Genomic DNA, 25,023 nt, shown 5'->3' with positions numbered 1-25,023 from the left:
CGCGGGCCGCCCCCGACCACTTGGAACGGTTCCCGCCATGCCCCATCCTGCTCTCATCGCCGACGGCCTGGTCCGCGTCCTCGGCGACCGCCGCGTCCTGGACGACGTCTCGCTGACCGCCTCCCCCGGCCACCGGATCGGCCTGATCGGGGAGAACGGCGCCGGAAAGTCCACCCTGCTGCGGCTGCTCTCCGGTGCGGACGAACCCGACGCGGGCAGCGTCACCCGCCCCGCCGACCTCGGCTTCCTGCACCAGGAGATGCCGTACGACGCCGCCACCGCGGTTGCCGCGGTGCTCGACGACGCGCTGCGCGAGGCCCGCGAGGACCTGGCCGTGCTCGACCGGCTCGGCGCGGAGCTGGCCGCCGTCCCCGAGGGCGACGCCCGCCACCAGGTGCTGCTGGACGCCTACGGCAGGCGCCTGGAGCAGGCCCAGGACCGGGAGTCCTGGGACGCCGACCGCCGCGCGGCCCTGGTGCTGGAGGGACTGGGCCTGGGCGCGCTCCCCCACGACCGCACGCTCGGCTCGCTGTCCGGCGGGCAGCGCGGGCGGCTGGCGCTGGCCGCGCTCCTGGTGCGGCGGCCCTCGGCGCTGCTGCTGGACGAGCCGACCAACCACCTCGACGACGGCGCCGCCGCCTTCCTCCAGGAGCAGCTGCGCGCCCTGCCCGGCGCGGTGGTGCTCGCCAGCCACGACCGGGTGTTCCTCGACGCGGTCTGCACCGACCTGGTCGACCTCGATCCGGCGGTGGCCGGCCCGGTCCGCTTCGGCGGCAACTACAGCGCCTACCTGGCCGTCCGCCGCGCCGAACGGGCGCGCTGGGAGCGCCGGTACGCCGAGGAGCAGCAGGAACTGGCGCGGCTGCGGGTCTCGGCGGAGGTGACCGCGCACCGGGTCGCGCCGGACCGCGGGCCGCGCGACCACGAGAAGATGGGGTACGGCCACCGGGCCGGCCGGGTGCAGAGCCAGGTCTCGCGCCGGGTGCGGGACGCCGCGCGGCGGCTGGCGGAACTGGAGCGGGCCCAGGTCGCCCGGCCGCCCCGGCCGCTGCGCTTCGCGGCCGCCGCGCTGGCCGCCACCGCCGGACCGGACGCGGGGCCGGCGGTGGCGCTGCGCGAGGTGCGGGTGCCGGGGCGGCTGGCGGTGGCGGCGTTGGAGGTGCCGGCGGCCGACCGGCTGCTGATCACGGGCGGCAACGGGGCGGGCAAGTCGACGCTGCTCGCGGTGCTGGCCGGGCAGCTGCCCGCCGAGGGCGAGGTGCGGGCGCGCCCGGGGCTGACGGTCGGGCTGCTCACCCAGGACACCTCCTTCGCCCGGCCCGACCGCACGGCCCGGGACACCTACGAGCGGGCACTGGGTGCGCGGCGGGCACAGGAGGTGCCGCTCGCCGCGCTGGGCCTGATGCACACGGCGGATCTGGACCGGCCGGTGGGGCAGCTGTCCGTCGGGCAGCGCAGGCGGCTGGCGCTGGCGCTGCTGGTGGCGCGCCCGCCGCAGTTGCTGCTGCTGGACGAGCCGACCAACCACCTTTCGCCGCTGCTGTGCGACGAGTTGGAGGCCGCGCTCGGGCCCGGCCCCGGCGCGATCGTGGTCGCCAGCCACGACCGCTGGCTGCGCGGCCGGTGGCGGGGGCGCGAACTGCGCCTGGCGCAGGGGCACGTGGTGTATGAGCAGCCGGCGCGGGAGCGGGAGGCGGAGGCGGGCTCAGAGGCGGGCTCGGGGCTGGGGTCGAGGTCAGCGCCGGGGTCGGAGCGAAAGGCGGCGCCAGCGGCGGGGTCGGAGTGAGCGGCGGGCAGCCGGGCGCAGCAGCAGCGCGGCCACGACCCGGCGGAAGACGCCGCTGAGGACGTCGCGTTGCGCACCGGCGTCGTCCGGCGGTCCGGAGCGCGGGGCGGCGAGGAGGAAGAAGAAGCGGAGGCCGGCGGTGAGGCGCTCGACGTCGGCGGCGACCACCTCGATCGGGTGCAGGCCGGTCAGCTCGTGTCCGCGCGCGCCGCGCAGGACGTACCAGGCCCCCCGGGGGGTTGGGTGCGGCGGGGTCCGGGCAGCCGGCCGACGGTTCCCGACGACGCCTGCCGGTGTGGCGGCGGGAGGTGTGCGCCGCGTCGGCCAAGTGGCCGTAGGGCGGGCGGTGGGGCTGCCCCGCCTGCGGTCATCACCGATCGGACCAGTGATGGAGCACGCCTGATAGCGTCCCTCCATGACGACGGAGCCGCCGCCGCAGCAGGCCGTGCCCACCGTGCGGCAGAAGATCGTGCTGGCCGCCGCGCACCTGCTGGAGGCGGAGGGGCCGGAGGCGGTCTCGGCGCGTGCCGTGGCCGCCCGCGCGGGCGTGCCGACGCCGTCGATCTTCCGGATCTTCGGGGACACGGACGGGCTGCTGGAGGAGGTCGCCGAGCACGGCTTCCGGCACTATCTCGCGGCGAAGGCCGAGGTGCTCGCCGGGTCCGACCCGGTCCAGGCACTGCGGGACGCGTGGGACCTGCATGTCCGCTTCGGCCTGGACCACCCCCGGTACTACGCGCTGGTCTACGGCCAGGTCCGCCCCGGTCACCTGCCGCGGGCCGGGCTGCGGACCGCCGCCAGGCTGCGCGGGATGGTGGCGCGGGTCGCCGCCGCTGGGCGGCTGCGCACGAGTGTCGAGTCGGCGACCCAGGTGCTGCACTCTGGCGGGGTGGGCACGGTCCTGACGCTGACCGCCCTGCCCGAGGACGAGCGCGACCTCAGGATCTCCGCCGCGTCCCGCGAGATGGCGCTCGCCGCCCTCACCCTGCCGCCCGCCGCGGCCGGTGCCGCCGCCGGTGTCACCACCCCCGGCGGCGCGGTGGCGTACGGCGCCAGGGCCCTGACGGCCGCGCTCGGGCGGGAGGGCACCGAACTCCTGAGCCCCGCCGAGCGGGCTCTGCTCGCCGAGTGGCTCGACCGGTTGTCCGGCGCGCACCGCTCGGCCGGCTCCTGACCTGCGGCCTGCGCCCGCACCGCGCCGCCGTACGCTTCTGCTGCATCCACGGCCCCCCGGAGCCGTTTCCGGACCGCGCCCGCTCATGGGCCCGAGCCCAGCCAGGAGCCCCGCCCCATGCAGACGTTCACGCCGCCGCGGCCCCCGGCGTACCGAGCCGCGCGACCGCGCGAGAAGAGCGCCCTGCTCCTGTCGCACGTCCTCGCGCCGGCCAACCTGGTCATCGCGCTGCTGCCGCTGATCGGCTGGCACAGCACGCGCAGTTGGCAGGGCGCCGCGTGGGGCCTGCTCGCGACGGTCTTCTGCGGGGCGGTGCCGATCGGCATCGTGGCCCTGGGGGTGCGCCGCGGGGCGCTGACCGACGCGCACATCCGGGTCCGCCGCCAGCGCCTGGTGCCCATGGGCGCGAGTCTGCTGTCCGTCGTGGCCGGAATGGCGCTGCTGTACGGGGCGCACGCGCCGCGCGCGGTCCTGGCCCTGGTCGTCTCGATGCTCGTGGGCCTGGTGCTGTCCCTGGCGGTCACGGCCTGGTGGCAGATCTCCCTGCACAACTCGGTGGCCGGCGGCACCGTCACGGTCCTGGCCCTGGCCTTCGGGCCGGTGGTGCTGGCGGTCGCGGTGGTGGGCGCCGCGGCGATCGGCTGGTCGCGTCTGGCGCTGCGCGCCCATACGGTGGCCCAGGTCGTGGCCGGGACCGCGCTGGGGGCCGCCTCGGGTCTGGTCTTCGCGCTGCTGCGCTGAGCCCGGGTGCGGTCGTGGGCATGGGCATGGGCGCGGATATGTGTGCACATGTGCGGGGGGCCGGTCCCGGCACACCTTGGTGGCCGCCGTTGTCGGGGCCCCGTACGACAACATGTCACCCGCGGTTAAGGTGCGCCCATGACTTCTGCGCACAAGGGCCTCGTCCTCGATTTCGGCGGGGTGCTGACCACGCCGCTGCTGCCCTCCGTCCTCGTCTTTGAGCGGCGCGAGGGGCTGGCCGAACACGCAGCGGTGCGGGTGCTGCTGGGCGACGCGGAGACGGTGCGGCGCACCGAGGCGCTGGAGCGCGGGGCGCTCACCCAGGCCGAGTGGAACGAGGGTGCCGCCGCGCTGCTGGGTGTCCCGCCCGCGAACCTGCTGGGCCGGCTCTTCGCGGACCTGCGTCCGGAGGCATCCGTCATCGCGGCGGCGGCGGCCGCCCGGGCGAGCGGCAGTTGCGGCGCATGAGGGAAGTCCAGGGCTGCTCATATGTTTCTCGGCCCGGGTGCCCCGGAAGTGTGCCCGGTCCGGCACGGCGGGTGCCCGTGCGCTTGCCCGCCGGTGCACGGCCGGTACGCCGAGCGCCGGGCGGCCGGTGCGGCCCGGCTGAAGATCGCCGGCGACGGCACCACCACCCTGTTCGAGCCGCCGGTGCCGCCGTCGGTCCAGTGACTGCGGCAGGCCTGCGCCCGGGTGCCGCCCGGGCAGGAGGGGGCCGTACTGGGCTGGGACGCGTTCGCCGCGGGCCTGCTCACCGACCCGGACGTGTCGGCCGGCTGAGCGCTGCCACCGCGGAACGGTCCGGGAGGACCGGGCGGTAGGTGTGAGTGCGGTGTCGAAACCCCGTATTTGCCACCCATGACGGGTGCGGGAATGATAGGTGGATGCACATGGGCGCCTGTTCCCACGGCCCCGGCGTCAGCGCGCTCGCCGGCGTGGAGCTGTCGGCCCGGTTACCAAGCGCAGCCCATCCACGCCAAGGGAGTGAACGGCCGTGACCAGCCAGTCCGCCTCCACACTCCGATCGCGGTACGTCGAGCAAGCCGCGTCGGACCTGGAAGAAAACCGCCGAGTGCAGCACGAACTGGCCGAGCGGATCAAGGTGTTGCGGCAGGAGGAGGCGCTGCTGCTCGACATCCTCACGCTCGCCGAGCGCCTGGGCCCCTCGGCCGAGTCCGCTCCGCTGCCGGAACAGGCCCACGGCGAGGCCGAGTTCGCCGTGCCCGCGGAGAGCCCTGCGCCCGCGGAGAAGCCCGCACCGGCTGCGAAAGCCGCACCTGCTGCGAAGGCCGCGCGGGCGGGCGGGACGTCGGGCGGCGGGGCCGACCGCGCCAGGCGGGCCGCGAACCAGCCGCTCCTGGGTGACCTGCTGACGCAGCTGCTCGGTACCTACCAGGAGCCGCGGCCGGCCAAGGAGTTGCGGGAGGAGCTGATGGCGAAGCACCCGGAGCGCACCCCGACTCCTCAGGTGGTGCGCAACACCCTGGAGGCGCTGGTGGCCAAGGGCCGTATCCGCCGGCACAAGCAGCAGCGCTCGGTGATGTACTCGCTGGTGCCGTCCGCGCGGTCGGCCGCCGCCACCAAGAGCTGACCTTCTGCCCCGGCGCGGGGCGGCAACGCCAGGCGTCAGGCCACGGAGGCGTTGACGGTCACGGGCACGTTGCCGCGGGTGGCCTTGGAGTACGGGCAGATCCGCTCGGCGGCCGCCGCCAGTTCCTCGGCCGTGGCCTGGTCGACCCCGCCGAGGAAGGGGTTCAGCACGGCGGTGAGGTGGAACTCGCCGTCGTCGCCGTGCACCAAGGTCACCTCGGTGGTGATGTCGGTGCTGGTGAGCTTGATCTTCCGCTCGGCCGCCGCGCGGCGCAGCGCCCCGAGGAAGCAGGCGCCCCAGCCCGCCGCGAAGAGCTGCTCGGGGTTGGTGGCGCCGCCCGCGCCGCCCAGCTCCTCGGGGTGGGCCAGGCTCGTGTCGATCAGTCCGTCCTCGGAGCGGACCTTGCCGCCGTTGCGGCCCTCGCCGGTGACGGTGACGCGGGCGGTGTAGGTGACGGTCATGGGGTTCCCATCTGCGTATGTGTGTGTGAGCAGGGTGCGTCGTCATATGTGCTCGCATCGGCGGGATTTCATCACCGGCTCAAGCAGTGACGTCACTCTGACATCGATCATGTCACCCGTCAATAAGGTGACGCGCGGGCGGAGTCGGCACAGGTTCCGGGGCCGGGGGTATGGTCCCCTGGTGGCCTCGGCCATGCGCGGCGCGCGGGCGTCCGCGCAGATCAGCACCGTCACACCGTCACGAAAGCGCGCCGGCCGGGTCCGGCCGCGGCAGCGGAGAAAGGCACGCGAGCACATGAGCGGCACCGTCAGCTACACCGTCCCCGGCATGCGGATCAGCGAGCAGTCCGTCGAGGTGCCGCTGGACTGGTCCGATCCGGCCCGCGGCACGATCGAGGTGTTCGTCCGGGAGATCGTCGACCCGGCGCGGGCCGGTGAGGACCTGCCGTGCCTGGTGTACCTCCAGGGCGGGCCGGGCGGGAAGGGGCCGCGCCCGGTGGACCGGGGCGGCTGGCTGGGGGTGGCGCTCGAGGACTACCGGGTGGTGCTGCTCGACCAGCGCGGCACCGGCCGCAGCAGCCGCGTGGACGGCCGCCGGATGGCCGCGTTCGCCTCGGCGCAGGAGGGCGCCGACTACCTGGCCTGCTTCCGCGCGGACGCGATCGTCGCCGACCACGAGCATGTCCGCAAGACCCTCTACGGCGGCCGGCGCTGGTCCACGCTCGGCCAGTCGTACGGCGGGTTCCTCACCATGAGCTACCTCTCGCGCGCGCCCCAGGCCCTGAGCGCCTGCTACGTCACCGGCGGGCTGCCCGCGCTCGAACCGTCGGCGGCCGAGGTCTACCGGCGCACCTACCCGCGGGCGGCGGCGAAGAACGCGCTGCTGTACCGGCGCTACCCGCACCTGGTCGAGCAGGTCGCCCGTGTCGCGGACCGGCTGGCGGCGGGCGGGGTGCTGCTGCCGGACGGCGACGTGCTGACCGTCCGCCGCTTCCAGTCGCTCGGCGTCGACCTCGGGATGAAGCCCGGCCACGAGCGCCTGCACTGGCTGCTGGAGGACGCCTGGAGCGGCGGGGATCTGTCGGCGTCCTTCCTGTACCAGGTGCTGGCCCGCACCTCCTTCAGCGGCAACCCCCTGTACGCGGCGCTCCAGGAGAGCATCTACGGCCACGGGCCGGGGCCGACCGGCTGGGCCGCGCAGGCCGAACACGCCCGCCACCCGCACTTCGCCGAGGACGCCCGGCCGCTGCTGTTCACCGGCGAGATGATCTACCCCTGGATGTTCGAGGAGATCGCCGAGCTGCGCCCCTTCCGCGCGGCGGTCGAGTTGCTCGCCGCGCGCGAGAGCTGGCCGCCGCTGTACGACGCGCCGCGCCTGGCCGCCAACGAGGTGCCGGTCGCCGCCGCCGTCTACCACGACGACCTCTACGTGGACGCGCAGTTGCAGCTGGACACCGCGGCCCGGGTGGGCAACGCCCAGGCGTGGGTGACCAACGAGTACGAGCACGACGGCGTCGGCGACCAGCGGGTCTTCACGCGGCTGCGGGAGCTGGTCCGGCAGACCGGCGGCGGCATCGCCGGTTGACCGCCGCGGGCGACCCGTTTGGATGACGCGTCACCCATATGGGCGGGGTGCGGCACGGTCCGAGCCGCGGTTCGGCGCCCCGGTCGGGGCGGGGCTTCAGCGGTCGGTGCCGGCCTGGTCGATGACCGTCTCGCAGATCTCGGCGAGCATCGTGACCTGGCCGGGCGTCAGGTGGTCCAGCAGCAGGCGCCGGACGTCCTCGACATGGCGGGGGGCCGCGGCCTCGATCGCGGCGCGCCCGGCCGGGGTGATCGCGACGTAGGCGCCCCGGCCGTCCTCGGCGCAGTCCTCGCGGGCGAGGATGCCGCGCTTGGCCATGCGGCCGAGGTGGTGGGAGGTCCGGCTCTTCTCCCAGCCGAGCACCTTGGTGAGTTCGGCGATGCGCAGCCGGCCGCCGGGCACGCGGCTGAGCTCCGCGAGGACGGAGTAGTCCGACCCGGACAGCCCGAACTCGCTCTGCATGACCCGCCCGGCCTCGCCCACCAGCAGGTCGTGCATGCGCAGCATGCCGCGCCAGGCCCGTTCCTCGACCGGGGTGAGCCAGCGGGGTGCGGTGTCCATGGACGCATCGTACGAGAAACGCGGTGCCACCGGTGGCCGCCGGCGGGCGTCAGACCTGGTTGGCGCCGCCGTCGACGTACATCTCGGTGCCGGTGACGAAGCTCGACTCGGCGGTGGCGAGGAAGAGCGCGAGGCTCGCGACCTCCTCGGGCCGGCCCATGCGGCCCAGCGGCACCCCGGCGGCCAGCGCCTCGCGCAGCTGGGCGGCCTGCTCCTCGTCGGGGGCGAGGCCGTTGACGCCGGGCGTGGTGATCGGGCCGGGGACGACGGTGTTGACGCGGATACCGCGGCCGCGCAGTTCGTTCGCCCAGGTCCGGGCGAAGGAGCGGATCGCGGCCTTGGAGGCGGCGTAGACGCCGAACGCCTCGCCGCCGACCGTGGCGGCGGCGGAGCCGGTGAGGATCACCGAGGCGCCGTCGGCCAGCAGCGGCAGGGCCTTCTGCACGGTGAAGAGGGTGCCCTTCACGTTGGTGGCGAAGGTCGCGTCGAAGTGCTCCTCGGTGACCTCCTCCAGCCTGGCGAACTCGCCGCCGCCGGCGTTGGCGAACAGCACGTCGATACGGTCCCCGGCCTCGGCGACGGTGGCGTAGAGGCGGTCTAGGTCCGCGAGGTCGGCGCTGTCGGCGCGCACGGCCGTCACCTTCCCGCCGATCTGCGCGGCCGCCCGGTCCAGGACGTCCTTGCGCCGCCCGGTGACGTACACGTGCGCGCCCTCCCGGCTGAAGCGCTCCGCGGTGGCCAGCCCGATGCCGGTGGTGCCGCCGGTGACCACGACCGTCTTGCCGTCCAGCTGTCCCATGACGCACTCCCTTGTCTGTTCAGGTCCCACCAACCCTAAGCAGAGGTGGGTGACACGTCAACCAAATCTGGCCCGCCGCCGGCGCCAGGTCACAGGCGGCGGATCGCGTCGGCGATGGTGGTGGCCAACGTGGCCAGGGCGGTGGCGCCCGGGAGCGCGTCGGCGAGGGCGCGGGAAAGTGCGCGGAGCGTGCTCAGCCGGGGCGCGGGCGCGGCGAGGGTGTCGCGGGCGGCCTCGGCGAGGTCGATCAGGTCGTCGCGGTCGGGGCGCCCGGACCGGGCGAGTTCGTCGACCAGGCGGCCGAGCAGTGCGGAGATCTCCTCCGGTGTGCCGGGCGGCCGCGGCGCCGTCTGGTGCACTTCGCTGTCGGTGAGGGTGACCTCGGCCCTGGCGTCGAGGCCGCTGGCGACGGCGTTGCCGGCCACGTTGGCGCCGCCGCTCGCCTGGATGCCGTTGTTGTGCTGCATGGTGCCCTCCTGTCTGCCCTGCTGCGGGCGTCAGTTCGTGTTCACCAGGGGAATACGGTTGAGCGGGCGCAGCGAGATCCTCGACTTCGGTCCCGAGGCGACGGAGTTGGACGAGACGGACGCGCCCTGGGTCGCGATGATGCCGTTGTTGACGATGACTTCCTGGCGCTGCACCAGTTCGCTGCCGTCGATCCCCCGGGCCTCGGCGAACTCCACGAGCGCGTCCAGGGCCCGCTTCTCCATCGCCTTGAGCGCCATCGTGGCGTCCGCCTTCTGGAAGTGCCGCTGGTGGCGCGGTACCGCGGCCGCCTCCCGCACCCCCGACCCGGGCCCCGTAGTCGAAGCGGTTCAGTGCGGTGATGCGCTTGTTCTGCCGTCGCGTCCGCCAGCTGATCCAGCGGTCCGGGGAGAAGCCGCGCACCGCGCGCACCGGGGCCAGCAGTATCAGGAACGGCGTGCTCACCAGCGACTGCGTCAGCACTTCCACCACGTCGCCCGGCGACGGGCTGGGCAGGAGGCCGTCGATCACGCGGTAGCGCTCCGCCAGCGGCAGCAGTACCGTCTGGAACCCTTCCACGCTCAGGTTGGACCGGGAGCGGACGAAGCGCAGGAAGAGCGAGGTGACCAGTTCGCCGTCCCACGCCGTGGAGTGGGCCGCGAGATACGGCCGGGCGTTCTCCTCCGGGTGGCGCTTGAGCGCGTCCATCGCGTCCTGGCCGATCGTGGTCAGCGGCCGGCCGAGCGGGTCGGCGAGGAAGCGGGGGTCGCCGATGAGGTGGTCCCCGGCGACGAAGAGCCGCTCCTCGATCTCCAGGGCGGGCAGGGCGAGGGTGCGTAATCGCTGGGCGACATGGGTGTACAGCTCCACCACGTCGACGTCCTGCGGGGCGCTGCCGGCCGCGGCCGGGGCGGTGATGTCGAACATCAGGGACCAGGACTCCAGCCGGGTGCCGTACCCGGTGTAGGGCGAGTAGCCGCTGTAGGCGGTGATGTTCCCGCGCGCGTACGCGTCGATCTGGCGCAGGCGGGCGGTGCTGCCGGGGTTGGGCGGCTCGGGCGCGGCCGCGGGGTGGAAGCGGTTCGGGCGCAGGCTCTGGAGGTGGCTGCCGTAGCGGGTGGAGAACTCGAAGGTCAGCGCGGTGGACCAGGCGCCGAGTAGCGCGAGCGGGGTGGTCCAGGGGGCAGGATGCCGAGGAGGCCGGCGAGGGTGAGCGCGAGCAGGGCGGTGAGCAGCAGGTCGCGCTGGTGGCGCCGGGCGTTGGCGAGGTAGGCGTGGCGGAGCACCACGGGGACGTCGCAGGCCGGGGCCGGGGCCACGCCCAGGTGGGGTTCGGCGGCGACCTGCCCGATGAGCGTCTCGGCGTATGCGCGGTCCAGGTAGGCGGCGGCGCACAGGTAGCGGGTGATGTCGTGGCCGCCGCCCCAGCGGGGCGCGGGACCGGCGGGGCCGGGCGTACCGCCGTTCCAGGTGGACGGCCCACCGGAGGCGGCGGTGCTCGCGCCCGCCGCCGGGGCCGCGCCCGCCGTCAGGGCCATGGTGGGCGGTGGCGCGCCGCAGGCGTCGCAGTGCGTGGCCCATGTGCTCGTGCTGGTCACGCCCCGGCCGCATCCGGGGCACTGGGTCGAAGCCGTCATGGCGCTCTCTTCTCCGCGGTCGGGACAGGTGGCTGCTACATGTCGGGGAGGCCGTGGCGCTTGTAGATCGCCTGGCCGCAGATGCTGGTGCCGTTGTCGGTCTGCCAGGTGTGGGAGTCGGTGCAGGCGCCGCCGGGGACCGCGCCGTCGTAGACGTCGGTGAGGCGGACGATGTACTGGTAGTCGTCGGGGATGTCCGCGTTGCAGGGGGTGGCGGCGTTGAAGTAGATCGACAGCGAGTCGTCTTTCTTCTCGGCGTACATGCACTGCCCGGTCACGTAGTTGCGGTTCAGGCAGAGATCGGTGTCGGTGTCGTCGTCGTTGCTGTGGTACCAGGTCATGTCATCGTCGTCGCCGCAGTCGTCGGACGCGACGGAGGTGACGACGTAGTAGGCGCCGGGGTCGGAGCAGTCGGTTGTCTCCGGAGTGGACGGGGTCCAGTCCAAGTCCTCGTCGTTGTAGTTGCTCAGGCAGTCGTCGGCGGTGACGGCGCCGAACGCCTCGTCCTCGGCGCTGAGCGGGGGGACGGTGTCGGTGGGGTCCGCTCCCCCGCTGTCACTGCTGTCGCTGCTGTCGTACGCGTCGCTGCCGTCGTAGGAGCCGTCGTCGCCGTACGAGCTGTCGTCGCTGGTGGTGACGGTGGTCCGGGCGGTGTCGGTCGTGCTGTGGGAGCCGCTGTGCGCGGCCGCGACTGCGATCAGCACGACGAGCGCCACGCACGCGGCGATGGCCACCAGCCACCGCTGGACCGTCGCGTTGCCGCCGGAGACGGCACCGGGCGGCCGTCCGGTGCCTGCCGCCGGGACCGCCGGCGGCTGCACGGCCGGGTCGCGCGGCCGGTTCGGCGTGGCGGCGCCGGAGGACGGGGCGGTGGCGGGGGTGGTCGACGCGGTGGCGGCGGTTGCGGTGAGTTGCTCGGCCCACGCGCCCGGGCTGGGCCGCCGGGCCGGGTCGGGGTCGAGCCCGGCGCGGGCGAGTTCGGCCAGCGCGGGGCTGACCGCGGTGAGCACGGCGGGGTCGCGGGCGGTCTGGTGGCGGGCGAAGAGCCGGACGGCCAGCAGCGCCAGCTTGTGCACGTCGCTGGTCCGGGTGGCCTTCTCCTCCCCGGCGGGGACCTGCCAGTCGGGGGTCTCGGCCTGCGGCAGCACGGTGGCGCCGCGCAGGCGCATGGCGTCGCAGTCGATGAGGAAGCACTCAGGCCGCGGGTCGGTGGTGAACAGCAGGTTCTTCGGCGAGAGGTCGCCGACGGTGATGCCGATCCGGTGCAGCCGGTCCAGGGTGGCGGCCAGGTCGGCCAGGAGCAGCAGCCGGTCCCGCTCGCTGATGGTCAGGCCGATCCGGGCCACGTAGCCGTCGTCGTTGAGCAGGTACTCCAGGTTCGCCAGGCGCGAGCCGCCCGCGGCGGCGCCGGCCATGCCCCGGTAGGCGAAGCGGAAGCGGTCGGGCACGGCGCGCATCAGGAACCCGCGGGCGCGGCCGTCGCGTTCGACGACCGCGGCGGGCCAGGCCGCCTTGCCGCACAGCCACCGCGCGTCGGCGCCGGACAGCTCGCGCAGCAGGCCGACCTGCGCCGCCAGCGCGTCGGCGTCCAGGTCGGGCAGCACGGCCGCGGCGTACTCCTTGTACACCACGTCCCAACCGCCGTCCGGGGCGTGCTTGTTGATCCTCCGGCCGGGGACCTCGTACACGGTGCCCTGGCCGCCGGTGCCCAGCCGCTCGCCCAGGACGAGGGTGCCGTGGTCGACGGCGGGCTTGCGCTCCTCGCTCATCGCGGTGTGTCCCTCCCCGGGTTCAGTTGCCGATGTCGGTCAGGCCGCCGCCGGCCTCGACCACGTTGAGGACGGTGCGGGAGATGGCCTCGCGGGGCACTCCGGCCGGGGTGTAGCAGACGGCGACCATCACGAAGCCCTTGGGGATGCTGCTGTCGGGCGCCGCGTAGATCGGCTCGACGAGGTAGCGGACGGTGCCGTCCGGCTGCCGGGCGAGGACGCCGGCGACCTCGCTCTCGAAGCCCGACATGCCGAGCGCGCCGTTGTTGCTCACCCGCTGGCCGCAGGGGCTGAGGTTCGCCTTCAGCTTGTTGGAGCCGCCGAACCGCGCCGCCACGATGTGGCAGCGTGCGAGGTCCTCGTCGGGGTTCAGGCCGAGCCGGCGCACCGCGAGGCGGGCCTCGTACCAGCCGAACGGGTTGGCCTTCTTCTCCTTGCTGCTGTTGCTGGGCGGGTCCTTCAGGCAGGCCTGGCCGGTCTCGCTGCGCCCGGCGTGCCCGGTGGTGTTGAGAATCCAGCCGGCGCCGTTGGGCTTCGCGCCGGACGGGCGGGAGCGGGTGCAGTCCTCGGCCTCGTCGGGGTCGTCGTCGGTCAGGGCCTCGTGTGCGGCCACGTCGGCCGGGGAGGGCGCGGCGTCGAGCTGCTGCTCCTCCTGCTGCGTCTGCTCCAGCGCGGCGGTGTCCACCTGCGCCAGCACCTGGGTGGTGGCGTCGGCGAGGGAGTGGACGTCGTACGGGACGGGGGCGCCGGTCGCCTGGGCCTCCGCCTGCGCCTGCTGCTTCTTCTGCGCTTCCTGCGTCGCGTAGACGGGCCCGGCGCCGGAGTCGTGGCAGGAGATCTCGCCGGCGCTGTCCAACGGCATCTGAGCGGTGGCGGTGCAGCTGCCGGCCGCTTCACCGTCGACCGTGACGGTGGCCGACAGCTGGACGGTCACCCGGCCGCTGGTGATGCGCCGCCTGGCCTCGCTGGTGGGGGTGATGGAGGTGATGTGGATGTCCACGTCGCAGCCGGCGTCGGAGCAGGCCAGCTCCGGCTGGTCGACCACCTTCGCCGAGACCCCGGCGTCGACGGCGTCGGCCAGCTCCGCGGTGTCGTCGCGGATCTCCTTGCGCAGGGTGCTGTTCTCGGCCGCCGTCAGGTAGCTGACGGTGAAGGCGTCCGCGGTGGTCGCGGTGGCCAGCGTGTAGAGGGCGGTGGGGGCCGCGGTCACGGGGGCCGCGGGGGCTCCTGCCGCGGGGCTCGGCAGGAGAGGGGTGCGCAGGGCGGCCTGCTGGCCGGTGGTGCCGGCGTCGGACGTGCCGGTCGTATCCGTCGTACCGGTGCCGGCGGTCTCGGCGCCGGACCCGTTCGGCACGAACTCCAGCAGCCGGTGCGGGCTCGCGCTCGACACGTACAGGTCGCCCTGGGGCGTGGTCGCCTCGATCGCGGGCACGCCGTCGACGTACCGGGTCGCCGGGTGGTCGCCGGGCAGGACCGTCGCGTCGCTGTCGAGCGCGGCCAGCAGCAGGTTGGCGAGGGTGGCGGGGCTCTGCCCGGCGTCGGGGGTGCGGTCGGTGCCGGTCCCGGGGTCCTTCGCGGCTCCCGCGACCCACTTGCCCGCGAGGTCGGAGCCACCGCCGGTGCCGGCGGCGTCGGAGGAGGGCGCGCCGGGCATCTTGACGTAGGTGGTGCCGCCGACGTTGAGCGTGGTGACGCTGGTCCCGTCGACGGTGGTCTCGCCGAGGGCCTCGCCGGTGGCGGTGGCCCGGGAGGAGGACCAGGTGGCGCCGGCTCCGGCGGGGCGGTACCCCACGCCCGGCTGGAGGGCCAGGTCCACCAGGGCGGCCGCGAACGGGGCCCGGCCGTCCGGGTGTTGCGTGCCGGAGCCGTGCCAGGTCAGCAGGCCCGCGGCCAGGGCGGCGGCGACGCCGGCCGCCACGAGGGCCGCCCAGCGGACGCGTGCGGTCGGGGAGGTGAGCGGGGCGGGAGCGGGGGCCGGGGCGGGACCGGCAGCGGCGGGTGCGGGTGCCGGCTGCGCGGCCGGGCTGCTCCACGTCGAGGTGCCGCGGCCGTGCCCGGCCGGGCCGGCGGAGGCGGTGGGTGCGCAGGCGGCGGGCGCCGCCGGTACGGACCTCGGGGCCGGCGCGCTGGGCGCCTTGGGTGTGGCCGCGGGTGTGGCGGCCTGTGCGCCGGACTGCGCCAGGGACGGCGGCGTCAGGCGCTTGCTGCGGGACGGCTGCGCGGGCCTGCCCAGCGGCGGCGGCACCGCGCGGGGCGTCTGCCGCCACGTCGGCAACGTCGGCTCGTCGGCGTCCTGCCGCCAGTAGTGATCCCCCATCTTGGGCTCCGCTCGGTGTCGTTCCTCGGCGTTCTCCGGTGCCGGCGTCCGGCCCCTGCCGCGGTTCCGCCACCGCGGCACGACGCGTGCCGGACGGTTCGCCACCGCACCAGAACGCTAGGAACGGCCGATGAAATCGTGGTGAAACGGCTCGGGCGCCGCCCGGCCCCGTCGGTGGCGGCTGGTACAACTGCTGTCCGGGCGCACCGCACTTGGGCGCGTACGCCGTGAACCGGCCCGCGGGCGGCGGGCCGCACCTCCACCGGAACCTCCACCCGATCCGACCCCCGGGAGCAGCGCGGATGCGCACCAAGGACCAGCACCTCGACGAGCTGTACGGCCTGCCCGCCCTCACCTTCCCCGGCCCCGGCGCGGCCGGGGAACTGCCCGCGGCGGACGCCGTGGCATGGCGGATCGGCCGGGAGAAGTGGACGTCGGAGGAGCTGTGGCGGGAGGACTTCGCGCGCTTCTGCGCCGAGGTCGACCTCGGCCGGGTGCGGGCGCTGGTCGTCGGGGCGTGGGAGGACCCGGAGGACACCGACCCGTCGGAGGCCATCGACGCGCTGGTGGCCGTACGCGACCGGCTGCCCGCGCTGCGCGCACTGTTCCTCGGGGACATCACCGACAAGGAGTGCCACCTCGCGCGGATCAGCCAGACCGACGTCACCCCGCTGCCGGCCGCCTTCCCCGCGCTGGAGGAGTTCGGGGTGCGGGCCGGCTGGGGCATGAGCCTGGGCCGGGAACTCCGGCTGGACTTCCCCGCGCTGCGCCATGCCGCGCTGCGCCGGCTGACCGTGCAGAGCGCGGGGATGCCGGCGGCGGCCGTACGCGGCATCGCGGCGAGCGGCCTGCCCGCGCTGGAGCACCTCGAACTGTGGCTGGGCGACGCGGAGTTCGGCGCCGACCACGAGGTGGCCGACCTGACGCCGATCCTGTCCGGCGCGCGGCTGCCCCGGCTGCGGCACCTGGCCCTGCGCAACAGCCGGATGCAGGACGAGGTCGCCGCCGCGGTGGCGGGCGCGCCGCTGGTGCCCCGGCTCGACGTCCTCGACCTGTCGTGGGGCGCCCTGACCGACGACGGCGCCGCCGCACTCCTGGACGGGCAGCCGCTGACCCACCTGAAGAAGCTGGACCTGCACTTCAACTTCCTCGGCGAGGCCATGCGCCGGCGCGTCCACCAGGCGCTCGAACCGGCCGGCGTCGAGGTCGACACCGACCCCGGCGCGGCGGACGGCGCCCTGGACCCCGAGATCTGCGCGGGCCCGGTGAGTTACTGACCACTACCGGTCTGGGGCGCGGGTGCTGCGCACAGCCGCCGGGGGGCCGTGATCTACTGCCGTCCGGACGTCCGAACCGACGGAGGCACCCGCCATGGCCACTCCTTCCCCCTCCACTCCGGACCGCGCGGCCTCCTTCGGCCTCGTCGCCGAGGACTACGGCAGGCTGCGCCCGGCCCCGCCGGACGAGGCGATCGACTGGATGCTGCCGGAACACCCGTCCGACGTCCTCGACCTGGCCGCCGGCGCCGGCACCCTCACCGCGCTGCTGCCGTCCCGCGTCCGGCAGGTGCACGCGGTCGAACCGGACGACCGGATGCGCGCCGTGCTCGCCGGCCGCCTGCCCGGCGCCGACGTCCGGGCCGGCACCGCGGAGTCGATCCCGCTGCCGGACGCGTGCGTGGACGGGGTGATCGTCGCCTCCGCGTGGCACTGGTTCGACACCGGCCGGGCGGTCCCCGAGATCGCCCGCGTGCTGCGGCCCGGCGGCCGGCTGGGCATCGTCTGGAACGGTATCGACCGCAGCGTCGACTGGGTGGACCGCTGGTCGAGCGGCCTCGGCGACCACGGCGGCCAGCCCGCCCCCGAGGGCCGCGTCGCCCGCCGGGGCGAGCTGCTGCGCGCGGCGCTGGAGGCGCCGGACTCCCCCTTCGGCGGCCTGGAGCACGCCGTCTTCACCACCACCCGGCGCAGCACCCCCGCGCAGACCACGGCGCTGCTCGGCACCTACAGCCGCGTCATCCTCCTGCCCGAGGCCGAGCGCGAAGCCCACCTCGCCCGGGCCCTCGACGCGCTGTGCGCCGAGCTCGGCATCGGGCCCGACGACGCCTTCGCCCTCCCCTTCCGCGCCCTCGCGTGGCGCACCACCCGCCGCTGACGGCTGGTCGGCGGGGCCGGACCTGGTGGGGGCGGAAGGTGCGGCGCGGGCCGCCGCCGCTCGTCGTCGTGATCTGACAGGCGCCCGCCGCCGGTCCGGCGGTTCCGGACGGGCCGCCCGGCGGTGGGATCGCGGGCCGCGAGGCGGCAGGTCCGCACAAGCGAAGGACCGTAAGGACATGACCTGTGCCCGGACATCCCGGGGCGAGCGGCTGCGGCGCTTCCCTCACCGCCCGGCGGGTGCACCGCGCGGCGGCTGCTGCGTCTGCGGGAGGCCGGGTAACGCGGCCAGCCGGGCCAGGCCCGCGGTCCGCCGGTGGGCGAGGTCGGCGGCGGGCGCCGGGGGTGCACCGGTGGCGGTGGCGGCGACGGCGGCGAACTCGGCCGGGGTGAGGTCGGGGTGGCGGTCGATCCAGCCGGGGTCGGCGAACGGCATGTCCAGGGCGGCGCGGTGCAGGTCCAGGACGAGTCGGGGCGGCGCGGGCGCACGCCCCGACGCGAGCGCGGCCAGCACCGCGGGCCAGTCCACGCGGCCCTCGCCGAGCGGGCGCATCCGGCGTTCCAGGCCGCGGGAGGTCCAGGCGGTGTCCGCGTCGTCGAGGAAGACGGTGTGGGTCCAGTCGGCGACCCGCGCGGCCGCGGCGACCGGGTCCTCCAGCCGGCACAGCACGTTGACCGGGCTGTAGCCGACCAGGAGGCCGCCGTGGCCGACCTGCTCGCGGAAGCGGGCCAGTTCGAAGGTGGTCATCTCCTCGTGGGTCTTCAGCACCAGCGGGAGCCCGTGGTCGGCGCAGCGTTCGGCGAGCCGGCGGACCAGGGGCGCGGTGGCGGCGAGCTGGTCGGCCCAGGGCGGTGCGGTGCTGAAGCGGTCCTCCTCGGTGCCGACGGTGAAGTGCGCGGACTCCGCGCCCAGCCGCGCGGCGGCCCGCACCATGCGGTGCAGGCCGGCTTCGAGGTCGCCGTGGCCGAGCCGGAGCGCGTCGCCGGCGCGCTCCGGCCGGGTGGTGTTGACCGCGCCGAGGCCGACGGCCACGGTGACGTCCGCCGCGCCGAGGGCGGCCCGGGCGGTGTCGAGCGCGGCGCCGTCCAGGTCCGCGTCCACCCACTGCGGGCCGGGCAGGTGGCAGCGGCGCAGGCCGAGGGCGTGCAGCGCGGCCACCATCCCGTCCAGAGTGCCGGGGGCGCCGGGCAGGTCGCGCAGGACGATGCCGCGCGGGTCGCCGCTCATGCCCGCGTCGCCGCCGCGTCCAGCGCGATGCCGTGGCTCTCGGCCGCCGCCCGCACGTGGTCGAGCGAAGTGTGGACGTAGGCCCAGGCGTCCTCCAGCGTCCAGGACGCGGCGGCGTACGCGGCGTGTCCGGGGACCTCTCCTGCGGCCACGCGCTCCTCGTGCCGCTGGACCAGCAGGAAGTAGGCGGCGAGTTCCCCGGGGGTCAGGTCGGGGTGGCCGGCCATCCACTCGGGTTCGTAGACGGAGATCGCCGCGCGGCGGTCGGCGCCGCGGCGCGGCAGATGCGGGGCGCCGCCGTAGTCGCGCACTTCGAGGGAGAGGTTCAGGTCGGGGTTGGCCTCGTACAGGATCGGCAGGATCGCGCCGATGTCCACGCAGCCGTCGCCGACCGGCCGCATCTGGAAGGCGAGTCCGTCGGGGCGGCGGAAGAGGGCGGCGTCCTTGATGTGGGTCTGGCGGACGTAGGGGGCGATGCGGCGGGCGGCCAGGACCGGGTCCTCGGCGCGCTGGAGGACGTTGGCGGTGTCGAAGGTGATGCCGAGGGTGTCGGGTCCGACGGTCTCGACCAGGCGGACGAGTTCGAAGGTGGTGATCTCCTCGTGGGTCTCGAGGTTGATGTGGAGGCCCAGGTCCCGGGCGATGGGTGCGAGGGTGGTCAGGAAGCGGCCGGTGGCGGCGAGTTGGTCGCTCCAGGGGACGTCGGTGCGGAACCGGTCGTAGGCGAACCGGCCCTCGTACGGCTTGATGGTGGCGGTCTCGCCCCACAGTTCGGTGATGCCGACGGCGGCGGCCGCCTCCATCATGCGGCGGAATCCGGCGACGGTGTCGCCGTCGCCGAGGGCGCGCAGTTCGGGCGACTCGGCGGTGTTGTACGGGTTGACCTTGCCGAGGCCGGCTTCGAGGTAGAGGCCCAGTTCGTCGGCGCGGGTGCGCACGTCGGCCAGCTCGCCGGGGTCGAGGGTGTCGCTGAGGTGCAGCAGGGTGCGGAAGAACAGTCCCGCCAGGCCGTGTTCGGCGGCGCGTTCGAGTTGCTGCACGGCGGTGTACTTCGCCGATTCGGGGAGCTTGAGGGCGTCGCTTCCGAGCCGCATGGCGGCTCCTTTCTGCGCGGGGCGGCTCTGCCCAGGGGTTCCGGGGAGAGCACCGGGAAGGAAGGGGGAGGAGCGGGCAGGGGGTCAGGTCAGGTGCGGGCGGCGAGCGCCCGGTCGGGGTCGGGGGCCGCGTCGAGCAGCCGGCGGGTGTAGGGGTGCCGGGGGTCGGCGAGGATCTGCTCCCGGGGGCCCTCCTCGACGATCCGGCCGGCTTGCAGGACGTACACCCGCGAGCACAGGTGGTCGACGACGGCGAGGTCGTGGGAGACGAAGAGGAGGGACAGGCCGAGCTGTTCGCGCATGTCGAGCAGGAGGTTGAGCACCTGGGCCTGCACGGACACGTCGAGCGCGGAGACGGGCTCGTCGCACACCAGGAGCCGGGGCGAGACCGCCAGCGCCCGGGCGATCGCGATCCGCTGGAGCTGCCCGCCGGAGAAGGAGGCGGGGTGGCGGTCCTGGTGGCCGGGGTTGATGCCGACGGTCTCCAGGAGTTCGGCGACCTTCTCGCGGCGGGCGGCGGCGGGCAGCTCGCGCCGGTGGACGAGCAGTCCCTCGGCGACGAGTTGGTGGGCGGTCATCCGCGGGTTGAGGCTGCCGGCGGGGTCCTGGTGGACCATCTGCACCTCGCGGCGGTAGCCGCGCAGCGCGTTGCGGCCCATCGTCAGCAGGTTGCGGCCGTCGAAGGCCAGCGACCCGGCGTCGGGCTGCACCAGCCTCATCACGCACCGCAGCAGCGTGGACTTGCCCGAGCCGGACTCGCCGACCAGGCCGACCACTTCGCCCTGGCCGACCGTCAGGTCCACGTCGGTGAGGGCCTGGTGGGCCGGGCGGCCCGGGGACCGGTAGGTCTTGGACAGTCCGTCGACGGCGAGCAGGCTCATGCGGGTGCTCCTTGGGCCGGGCGGGCGGGGTCGGCGGTGACCGGGCAGGCGGCGCGGTGCGGGCCGGACTCCGGCTGGGGTACGGGCCTGCTGGTGCGGCAGGCGTCCTCGGCGAGCGGGCAGCGCGGGTGGAAGGCGCAGCCGCCGGGGCGCGCGGCGGGGTCGGGCGGGGTGCCGGGCAGCGCGGTGAGGCGGTGCCGGTGGGCGCCCAGCCGCGGCACCGCGCCGAGCAGGGCCCGGGTGTAGGGGTGGCGCGGTTTCTCCAGCAGCGGCCGTACGGGGGCGGACTCCACGACGCGGCCGGAGTACAGGACCTCCACCCGGTCGGCGAAGGAGGCGACCACGCCCACGTCGTGGGTGATGAGCAGCACGGCGAGGCCGCGTTCGCGCGAGACGGTGGTGAGCAGTTCCATCACCTGCTGCTGGACGCGCGCGTCCAGGGCGGTGGTCGGTTCGTCGGCGAGCAGCAGGGCCGGCCGGCAGACCAGCGCCATGGCCAGGGCGACGCGTTGGCGCAGGCCGCCGGAGAACTCGTGCGGGTAGGCGCGGGCGCGGCGTTCGGCGTCGGGGACGCCGAGTTCGCCGAGCATGGCGGCGGCGCGGCGGCGGGCCTGCTTGCGGGGGACGGAGCGGGCCAGCAGCGGTTCGGCGACCTGGTCGCCGACGGTCATCAGGGGGTTGAGGGCCGCCAGCGGGTCCTGGGTGACCATGGCGACGCGGCTGCCGCGCAGCCGGGTGAGGTCGCGTTCGGGCAGGTCGAGCAGTTCGCGGCCGTCGAGGCGGACGCTGCCGGTGAGTGTGACGGAGTCGTCCAGCCGCATCAGGGCGCGGGCGGTGACGGACTTGCCGGAGCCGGACTCGCCGACCAGGGCGAGGCGTTCGCCCGCGTCGATGCCGAAGGAGAGGTCCTCGACGAGGGGGACGGGGCGGCCGCCGGGGCCGGTGGCGGTGATGTGCAGGGCGTTGACATCGAGCAGGCGGGTCACGGCCGGCTCCCCTCGGCGTGTCCAGCGGTGCCGGTGGTGGTCCCGGTGCCGGCGGACGGGTCGGCGGACGGGTCGGCCGCGGTGAGGGCGTCGGCGGCGCTCGCGGCGCGGGCGCGCAGCGCGGGGTCGGTACGCAGGTGCAGCATGTCGCCGAGCAGCCCGAAGGCGGCGGTGGTCACCGCGATGGCCAGCCCCGGGAAGAGCGCGGTCCACCAGGCCGTGGAGACGTATCCCTTGGCGCTGTTCACCATGGCGCCCCACTCCGCGGAGGGCGGTTGGGCGCCGGCGCCCACGAAGGACAGGGCGCCGATGACCAGGACGGTGTTGCCGATGTCGCCGGCCCACTTCACCCACACCGCGGGCAGCGAGTTCGGCAGGATGTGCCGGGCCATCAGCCGTACGGGCCCGACGCCGAGGGTGCGGGCGCCCTCGATGTAGGGCAGGGCGCTGGTCTCGGCGATGATGCCGCGCAGCAGCCGGGCGGTCATCGGCCAGCCGGTGAGGATGAGGGCGACGATCGCGGACTTGAGTCCGGCGCCGAGTGCGGCGGTGACCGCGAGCGCGAAGACCAGGCCGGGGAAGGCGAGGACGACGTCGGTGAAGCGCATCAGCGCCTCGTCGACCAGGCGCGGGCCGAGCGCGGCGGCGACGGCGACGAGCGTGCCGAGCAGCGCGTAGCCCAGGACGATGACCACCGAGGACAGCAGGGTGGTGCGGGCACCGGCCACGATGCGCCAGGCGATGTCGCGGCCCTGGTCGTCGGTGCCGAGCAGGTGCGCGCCGTTGGGGGCGTGCCGGGCGAGGTCGATGTGCGAGGTGTACACGTCGGGTGCCAGCAGCGGCCCGACGACGGCGACGAGCAGCAGGAGCGCGACGAGGGCGACGGTGGCGGTGTCGAGCAGCGGGTTGGGGCCCGAGCGCAGGCCCCAGGCCGTCTTCGGCCGGCGGCGCAGCGGGGGGCGGCGGCCGGGCCGGGGCCGGGGCGCGGCGGAGGTGAGGGTGGCCATGGTCATGCTCCGATCGCGGTGGCGCGCACGCGCGGGTCGCGGACGATCTGGATCAGGTCGACGACGAGGCTGGTGGCGACGACGATCACGCCGATGACCAGCACGCCGCCCTCGACGGAGACGGTGTCCTTCTGCGCGACGGCGTTGGTGAGGAAGGCGCCGAGGCCGCTGCGGCCGAAGACGGACTCCACCAGCACCGCGCCGCCGAAGAGGTAGCCGAACTCGATGCCGAGCAGGATCACCACCGGGGTGAGGGCCTGCGGCAGGACGTGCCGGCGGATCAGCCGCCCGCGCGGCACTCCCCCGGCGCGGGCGACCAGCACGTGCTCGCGGGTCAGGACGCGCAGCAGTTCGGCGCGGGCGACCCGGTAGGTCATGCCGATCTGCGGCACGGCGAGCACCAGGGCGGGCAGGAACAGGTGCTGGACGGCGTCCCAGGCCGCGGCGGGGTTCCCGGCGAGCAGCGCGTCGAGCACGGTGGACCCGGTCACGCGCGGCACGTCGTACCAGGCGGACAGCGAGCCGGAGATGGGCAGGAGGCCCAGCCGGGAGCCCAGCAGGTACTGGAGCATCAGGGCCAGCCAGAAGACGGGCAGGCCCGCGCAGGCCACGACCAGGACGCGGCGTACGGCGTCCCCGGCGCCGCGGTCGCGCAGCGCGGACAGCGCTGCCAGCGGCAGGGCGACGGCCACGCTGATCACCAGGGCGGCGACGACGAGTTCGGCGGTGCCGGGCAGTACGTCCCAGACGGCCTTGGCGACCGGCCCCTGGGTGGAACCGGACGTGCCCAGGTCACCGCGGGCGATCCGGCCGAGGTAGCGCAGCCACTGCACCAGCAGTGGGGAGTCCAGGCCCAGCCGCTGCCGGGCCGCGGCCACCTGGGCGTCGGTGGCACCGGTGCCCGCGGCCACCCGGGCCTCGTCGCCGGGGACGAGCTTGAGCAGGAGGAAGACCACGGTGGCCAGGGTGACCAGGGTCGCGGCCGCGCCCAGCAGGCGGCGCAGCGCCCACAGCGCGGTGGCGGTGGCGGGCCTTCTCATCAGCTCGCCCTGCCCGCGCCGACCGTCAGGTCCCGCAGGGAGACGCCGCCGGCGGCTGCGGGGGTGGTGACGCCGCCGATGTCGGCGCGGCCGGCGTAGGTGTTGTCGATGGTGTAGAGCGGCATCGAGGCGGCGTCGGCGTCGATGGTCTTCTGCGCGTCCTCGTACAGGCCGCAGCGGGTGGCGGCGTCGGCGGAGCGGGCGGCCTGGTTCAGCAGGGCGTCGACCTTGGCGTCGTGGTAGGCGCCCTTGTTGGTGCCGGTCGCGGCGGAGGAGTAGGTGTCGGCCACCATGACGCCGGCGTCCGGGTAGGGGGCGGACTCGGTCAGCAGCATGATGTCGGGGATCTTCGCCGGGTCGTCGAGCATGGTCAGGTAGTCGGCGAAGGCGATCGGCTGGAGCTTGAGGGTGACGCCGATCTGCTTCAGGTCGGACTGGAGCAGGGTGGCCTCGCCGGCCTGCTCGGCGAAGGCCGGCTGGTAGCGCATGGTGAGGGTCTTGCTCTTCAGGCCGGCGGCGGCCAGGTCCTTCTTCGCCGCGGCCAGGTCCTGGTGGACGGCGGGCAGTTTCGGGCGGCAGGTCATGTTGGTGGGCAGCGGGCCGTCGGCGAGGGTGCCGCGGCCGGCGCGGATGTTCTTCAGGCCGCCCGCGTAGTCGTAGGCCGCGCGCAGCGCCTCGCGCAGGGACTTGTCGGCAAGCGGACCGTGGGAGGTGTTGAAGTAGATGACGGCCTGGCCGCCGGATATGTCCTGCGTCTGGAGGCCCGCGCTCTTCAGGTCGGCGGCGGAGTCCGGGGAGACCTGGCCGAGGTCGACGGTCCCGGCCTTCAACTCGTCGCGGACGGTGGCGAACTCGTCGATGCGGCGCATGGTGAAGGTGCGCGGGCGGTCGTCCTCGAAGTCCCAGTAGCGGGCGTAGCGGGTGGTGGTGTAGGTGCCGGCGGACGCGGACTTCAGGGTGTAGGGGCCGGAGCCGGCGTCGTGGTCCAGCAGGTAGGACTGGCCGCGGTCGCTGCCGGCGTGCTGCTTCACCAGGGCGGAGTCGACGATGTAGACGCGGCTGAGCGCGCCGAGGAAGAGCGGGTCGGCCTTCTTCAGCCGCAGCGTCAGGTGGTGGGCGTCGGTGACCTGGGCGGAGGCGTAGGTGCTGATCTGGGCGGCGATCCCGGATTTCAGGTCGCGGTAGCGGTCGAGGCTGTAAGCGACGTCGGCGGCGGTCAGCGGGGTGCCGTCGTGGAAGGTGACGCCGTCGCGCAGGGTGATGGAGACGCTGGTCAGGTCCTTGGCGTAGGTGGAGGCGGTGGCCAGGCGCGGGACCATCCGGCCCTTGCTGTCGTAGCCGACGAGCGTGTCGTACAGCAGCTGGTCGACGTTGTCGGTCTGGGCGTAGCTGGACTGCGCCGGGTCCAGGGTCGTGACCTCGTTGCGGTAGGCGTAGACGAGGCTGCTGCTGCCCGCGCCGGAGGTGGAGCCGCCGCCTGCGGTGCTGCCCGCGGTGCAGGCGGTGGCGCCCAGCAGGGTGGTGGCGACGACGGTGACGGCCAGCCGGCGGGACCTGGCCGGGGCGGGCGGGGCGAGGTGCGACCGCAGGAACGCTGACATGGAAAGGCTCCTCACCTGAGAGACGGGTGTCCTCGAAGCGGGCGCCGCCGCCGCGCGGTGCGCCCTCGGGCTGCCGCGACGGCGGCCCGGAATGCCAGGACGGTATACCGTTTTGTATGAGCGATCCGACGACATCAGGTAAAACCC

23 protein-coding genes are annotated in these 25,023 nt (G+C 74.9%); 8 read left to right on the top strand and 15 right to left on the bottom strand.

All coding sequences use genetic code 11. The features are described 5' to 3' along the window. Nucleotides 1–37: 37 nt before the first annotated feature. The 5 genes from WA788_RS20315 (at nt 38) to WA788_RS20295 (ending at nt 5,292) form a co-directional block, all read left to right on the top strand. On the top strand, nt 38–1,786 hold the full coding sequence (locus WA788_RS20315) for an ABC-F family ATP-binding cassette domain-containing protein (protein ID WP_335979316.1): 1,749 nt from the start codon (nt 38–40) through the stop codon (nt 1,784–1,786). Nucleotides 1,787–2,201: 415 nt separating this feature from the next. Then, complete coding sequence (locus WA788_RS20310; protein ID WP_335979314.1) at nt 2,202–2,960, top strand: TetR/AcrR family transcriptional regulator; 759 nt, start codon at nt 2,202–2,204, stop codon at nt 2,958–2,960. A 117-nt stretch (nt 2,961–3,077) separates the two neighbouring features. Then, nucleotides 3,078–3,701, top strand: a complete 624-nt coding sequence (locus tag WA788_RS20305; protein ID WP_335979312.1) for a hypothetical protein — start codon at nt 3,078–3,080, stop codon at nt 3,699–3,701. Between the two features lie 138 nt (nt 3,702–3,839). After that, entirely contained in the window at nt 3,840–4,169 is a 330-nt protein-coding gene (locus WA788_RS20300) for a hypothetical protein (RefSeq protein ID WP_335979310.1), read from the top strand. A 526-nt stretch (nt 4,170–4,695) separates the two neighbouring features. Continuing rightward, a complete protein-coding gene (locus tag WA788_RS20295) occupies nt 4,696–5,292 on the top strand; it encodes a hypothetical protein (protein WP_335979308.1) in 597 nt (198 codons plus the stop codon). A gap of 35 nt (nt 5,293–5,327) precedes the next feature. Here the strand turns inward: WA788_RS20295 and WA788_RS20290 are convergent, their stop codons facing one another. Then, the gene (locus WA788_RS20290) at nt 5,328–5,753 is read right to left on the bottom strand and encodes an Ohr family peroxiredoxin (protein ID WP_335979306.1); all 426 of its coding nucleotides are present in this window, start codon (nt 5,751–5,753) and stop codon (nt 5,328–5,330) included. A 295-nt stretch (nt 5,754–6,048) separates the two neighbouring features. On the opposite strand from WA788_RS20290, the gene WA788_RS20285 reads away from it, so the two are divergent. Next, nucleotides 6,049–7,338 carry an alpha/beta fold hydrolase gene (locus tag WA788_RS20285; protein WP_335979346.1) on the top strand — a complete coding sequence of 430 codons (1,290 nt, stop codon included), beginning with the start codon at nt 6,049–6,051 and terminating at the stop codon, nt 7,336–7,338. A gap of 96 nt (nt 7,339–7,434) precedes the next feature. Here the strand turns inward: WA788_RS20285 and WA788_RS20280 are convergent, their stop codons facing one another. The 7 genes from WA788_RS20280 to WA788_RS20250 form a co-directional block, all read right to left on the bottom strand. After that, nucleotides 7,435–7,899: a MarR family winged helix-turn-helix transcriptional regulator gene (locus WA788_RS20280; RefSeq protein WP_335979304.1), complete on the bottom strand. Its 465-nt coding sequence runs from the start codon at nt 7,897–7,899 to the stop codon at nt 7,435–7,437. 49 nt (nt 7,900–7,948) lie between these two features. Beyond that, nucleotides 7,949–8,698 carry an SDR family oxidoreductase gene (locus WA788_RS20275; RefSeq protein ID WP_335979302.1) on the bottom strand — a complete coding sequence of 250 codons (750 nt, stop codon included), beginning with the start codon at nt 8,696–8,698 and terminating at the stop codon, nt 7,949–7,951. Between the two features lie 89 nt (nt 8,699–8,787). Beyond that, nucleotides 8,788–9,165, bottom strand: coding sequence for a hypothetical protein (locus WA788_RS20270; protein ID WP_335979300.1), 378 nt, complete (start codon nt 9,163–9,165; stop codon nt 8,788–8,790). A 30-nt stretch (nt 9,166–9,195) separates the two neighbouring features. Further along, the gene (locus WA788_RS20265) at nt 9,196–9,483 is read right to left on the bottom strand and encodes a hypothetical protein (RefSeq protein ID WP_335979299.1); all 288 of its coding nucleotides are present in this window, start codon (nt 9,481–9,483) and stop codon (nt 9,196–9,198) included. A gap of 813 nt (nt 9,484–10,296) precedes the next feature. Next, nucleotides 10,297–10,761, bottom strand: a complete 465-nt coding sequence (locus WA788_RS20260) for a hypothetical protein (protein ID WP_335979297.1) — start codon at nt 10,759–10,761, stop codon at nt 10,297–10,299. 74 nt (nt 10,762–10,835) lie between these two features. Then, entirely contained in the window at nt 10,836–12,569 is a 1,734-nt protein-coding gene (locus WA788_RS20255; protein WP_335979296.1) for an LppU/SCO3897 family protein, read from the bottom strand. A 22-nt stretch (nt 12,570–12,591) separates the two neighbouring features. After that, the gene (locus WA788_RS20250) at nt 12,592–14,886 is read right to left on the bottom strand and encodes a DNA/RNA non-specific endonuclease (RefSeq protein WP_335979294.1); all 2,295 of its coding nucleotides are present in this window, start codon (nt 14,884–14,886) and stop codon (nt 12,592–12,594) included. A gap of 302 nt (nt 14,887–15,188) precedes the next feature. On the opposite strand from WA788_RS20250, the gene WA788_RS20245 reads away from it, so the two are divergent. Next, nucleotides 15,189–16,163, top strand: coding sequence for an STM4015 family protein (locus WA788_RS20245; RefSeq protein WP_335979292.1), 975 nt, complete (start codon nt 15,189–15,191; stop codon nt 16,161–16,163). Nucleotides 16,164–16,257: 94 nt separating this feature from the next. After that, on the top strand, nt 16,258–17,040 hold the full coding sequence (locus WA788_RS20240) for a class I SAM-dependent methyltransferase (RefSeq protein ID WP_335979290.1): 783 nt from the start codon (nt 16,258–16,260) through the stop codon (nt 17,038–17,040). Between the two features lie 225 nt (nt 17,041–17,265). Here WA788_RS20240 and WA788_RS20235 read toward each other — a convergent pair whose 3' ends face one another. The 7 genes from WA788_RS20235 to WA788_RS20205 form a co-directional block, all read right to left on the bottom strand. After that, entirely contained in the window at nt 17,266–18,267 is a 1,002-nt protein-coding gene (locus WA788_RS20235) for a sugar phosphate isomerase/epimerase family protein (RefSeq protein WP_335979288.1), read from the bottom strand. Continuing rightward, nucleotides 18,264–19,361 (bottom strand): sugar phosphate isomerase/epimerase family protein, encoded by a 1,098-nt coding sequence (locus tag WA788_RS20230; protein ID WP_335979286.1) that lies wholly within the window; start codon nt 19,359–19,361, stop codon nt 18,264–18,266. Before WA788_RS20230 ends, WA788_RS20235 begins: the two co-directional genes overlap by 4 nt. A gap of 89 nt (nt 19,362–19,450) precedes the next feature. Next, nucleotides 19,451–20,242 (bottom strand): ABC transporter ATP-binding protein, encoded by a 792-nt coding sequence (locus WA788_RS20225; protein WP_335979284.1) that lies wholly within the window; start codon nt 20,240–20,242, stop codon nt 19,451–19,453. Next, nucleotides 20,239–21,228 carry an ABC transporter ATP-binding protein gene (locus WA788_RS20220; protein WP_335979283.1) on the bottom strand — a complete coding sequence of 330 codons (990 nt, stop codon included), beginning with the start codon at nt 21,226–21,228 and terminating at the stop codon, nt 20,239–20,241. Before WA788_RS20220 ends, WA788_RS20225 begins: the two co-directional genes overlap by 4 nt. After that, nucleotides 21,225–22,241 carry an ABC transporter permease gene (locus WA788_RS20215; RefSeq protein ID WP_335979281.1) on the bottom strand — a complete coding sequence of 339 codons (1,017 nt, stop codon included), beginning with the start codon at nt 22,239–22,241 and terminating at the stop codon, nt 21,225–21,227. The genes WA788_RS20220 and WA788_RS20215 overlap by 4 nt, the downstream gene beginning before the upstream one ends. Beyond that, the gene (locus WA788_RS20210) at nt 22,238–23,275 is read right to left on the bottom strand and encodes an ABC transporter permease (RefSeq protein WP_335979279.1); all 1,038 of its coding nucleotides are present in this window, start codon (nt 23,273–23,275) and stop codon (nt 22,238–22,240) included. The genes WA788_RS20215 and WA788_RS20210 overlap by 4 nt, the downstream gene beginning before the upstream one ends. Further along, the gene (locus tag WA788_RS20205) at nt 23,275–24,876 is read right to left on the bottom strand and encodes an ABC transporter substrate-binding protein (protein WP_335979277.1); all 1,602 of its coding nucleotides are present in this window, start codon (nt 24,874–24,876) and stop codon (nt 23,275–23,277) included. The genes WA788_RS20210 and WA788_RS20205 overlap by 1 nt, the downstream gene beginning before the upstream one ends. Nucleotides 24,877–25,023 lie beyond the last annotated feature (147 nt).

Origin of the sequence: Streptomyces sp. CA2R106 (assembly GCF_037034245.1) — a bacterium.
Taxonomy (GTDB): Bacteria; Actinomycetota; Actinomycetes; order Streptomycetales; family Streptomycetaceae; genus Actinacidiphila.
Note: the sequence above shows the minus strand (reverse complement) of the source record. Positions and strands in the feature narration are given on the sequence as shown.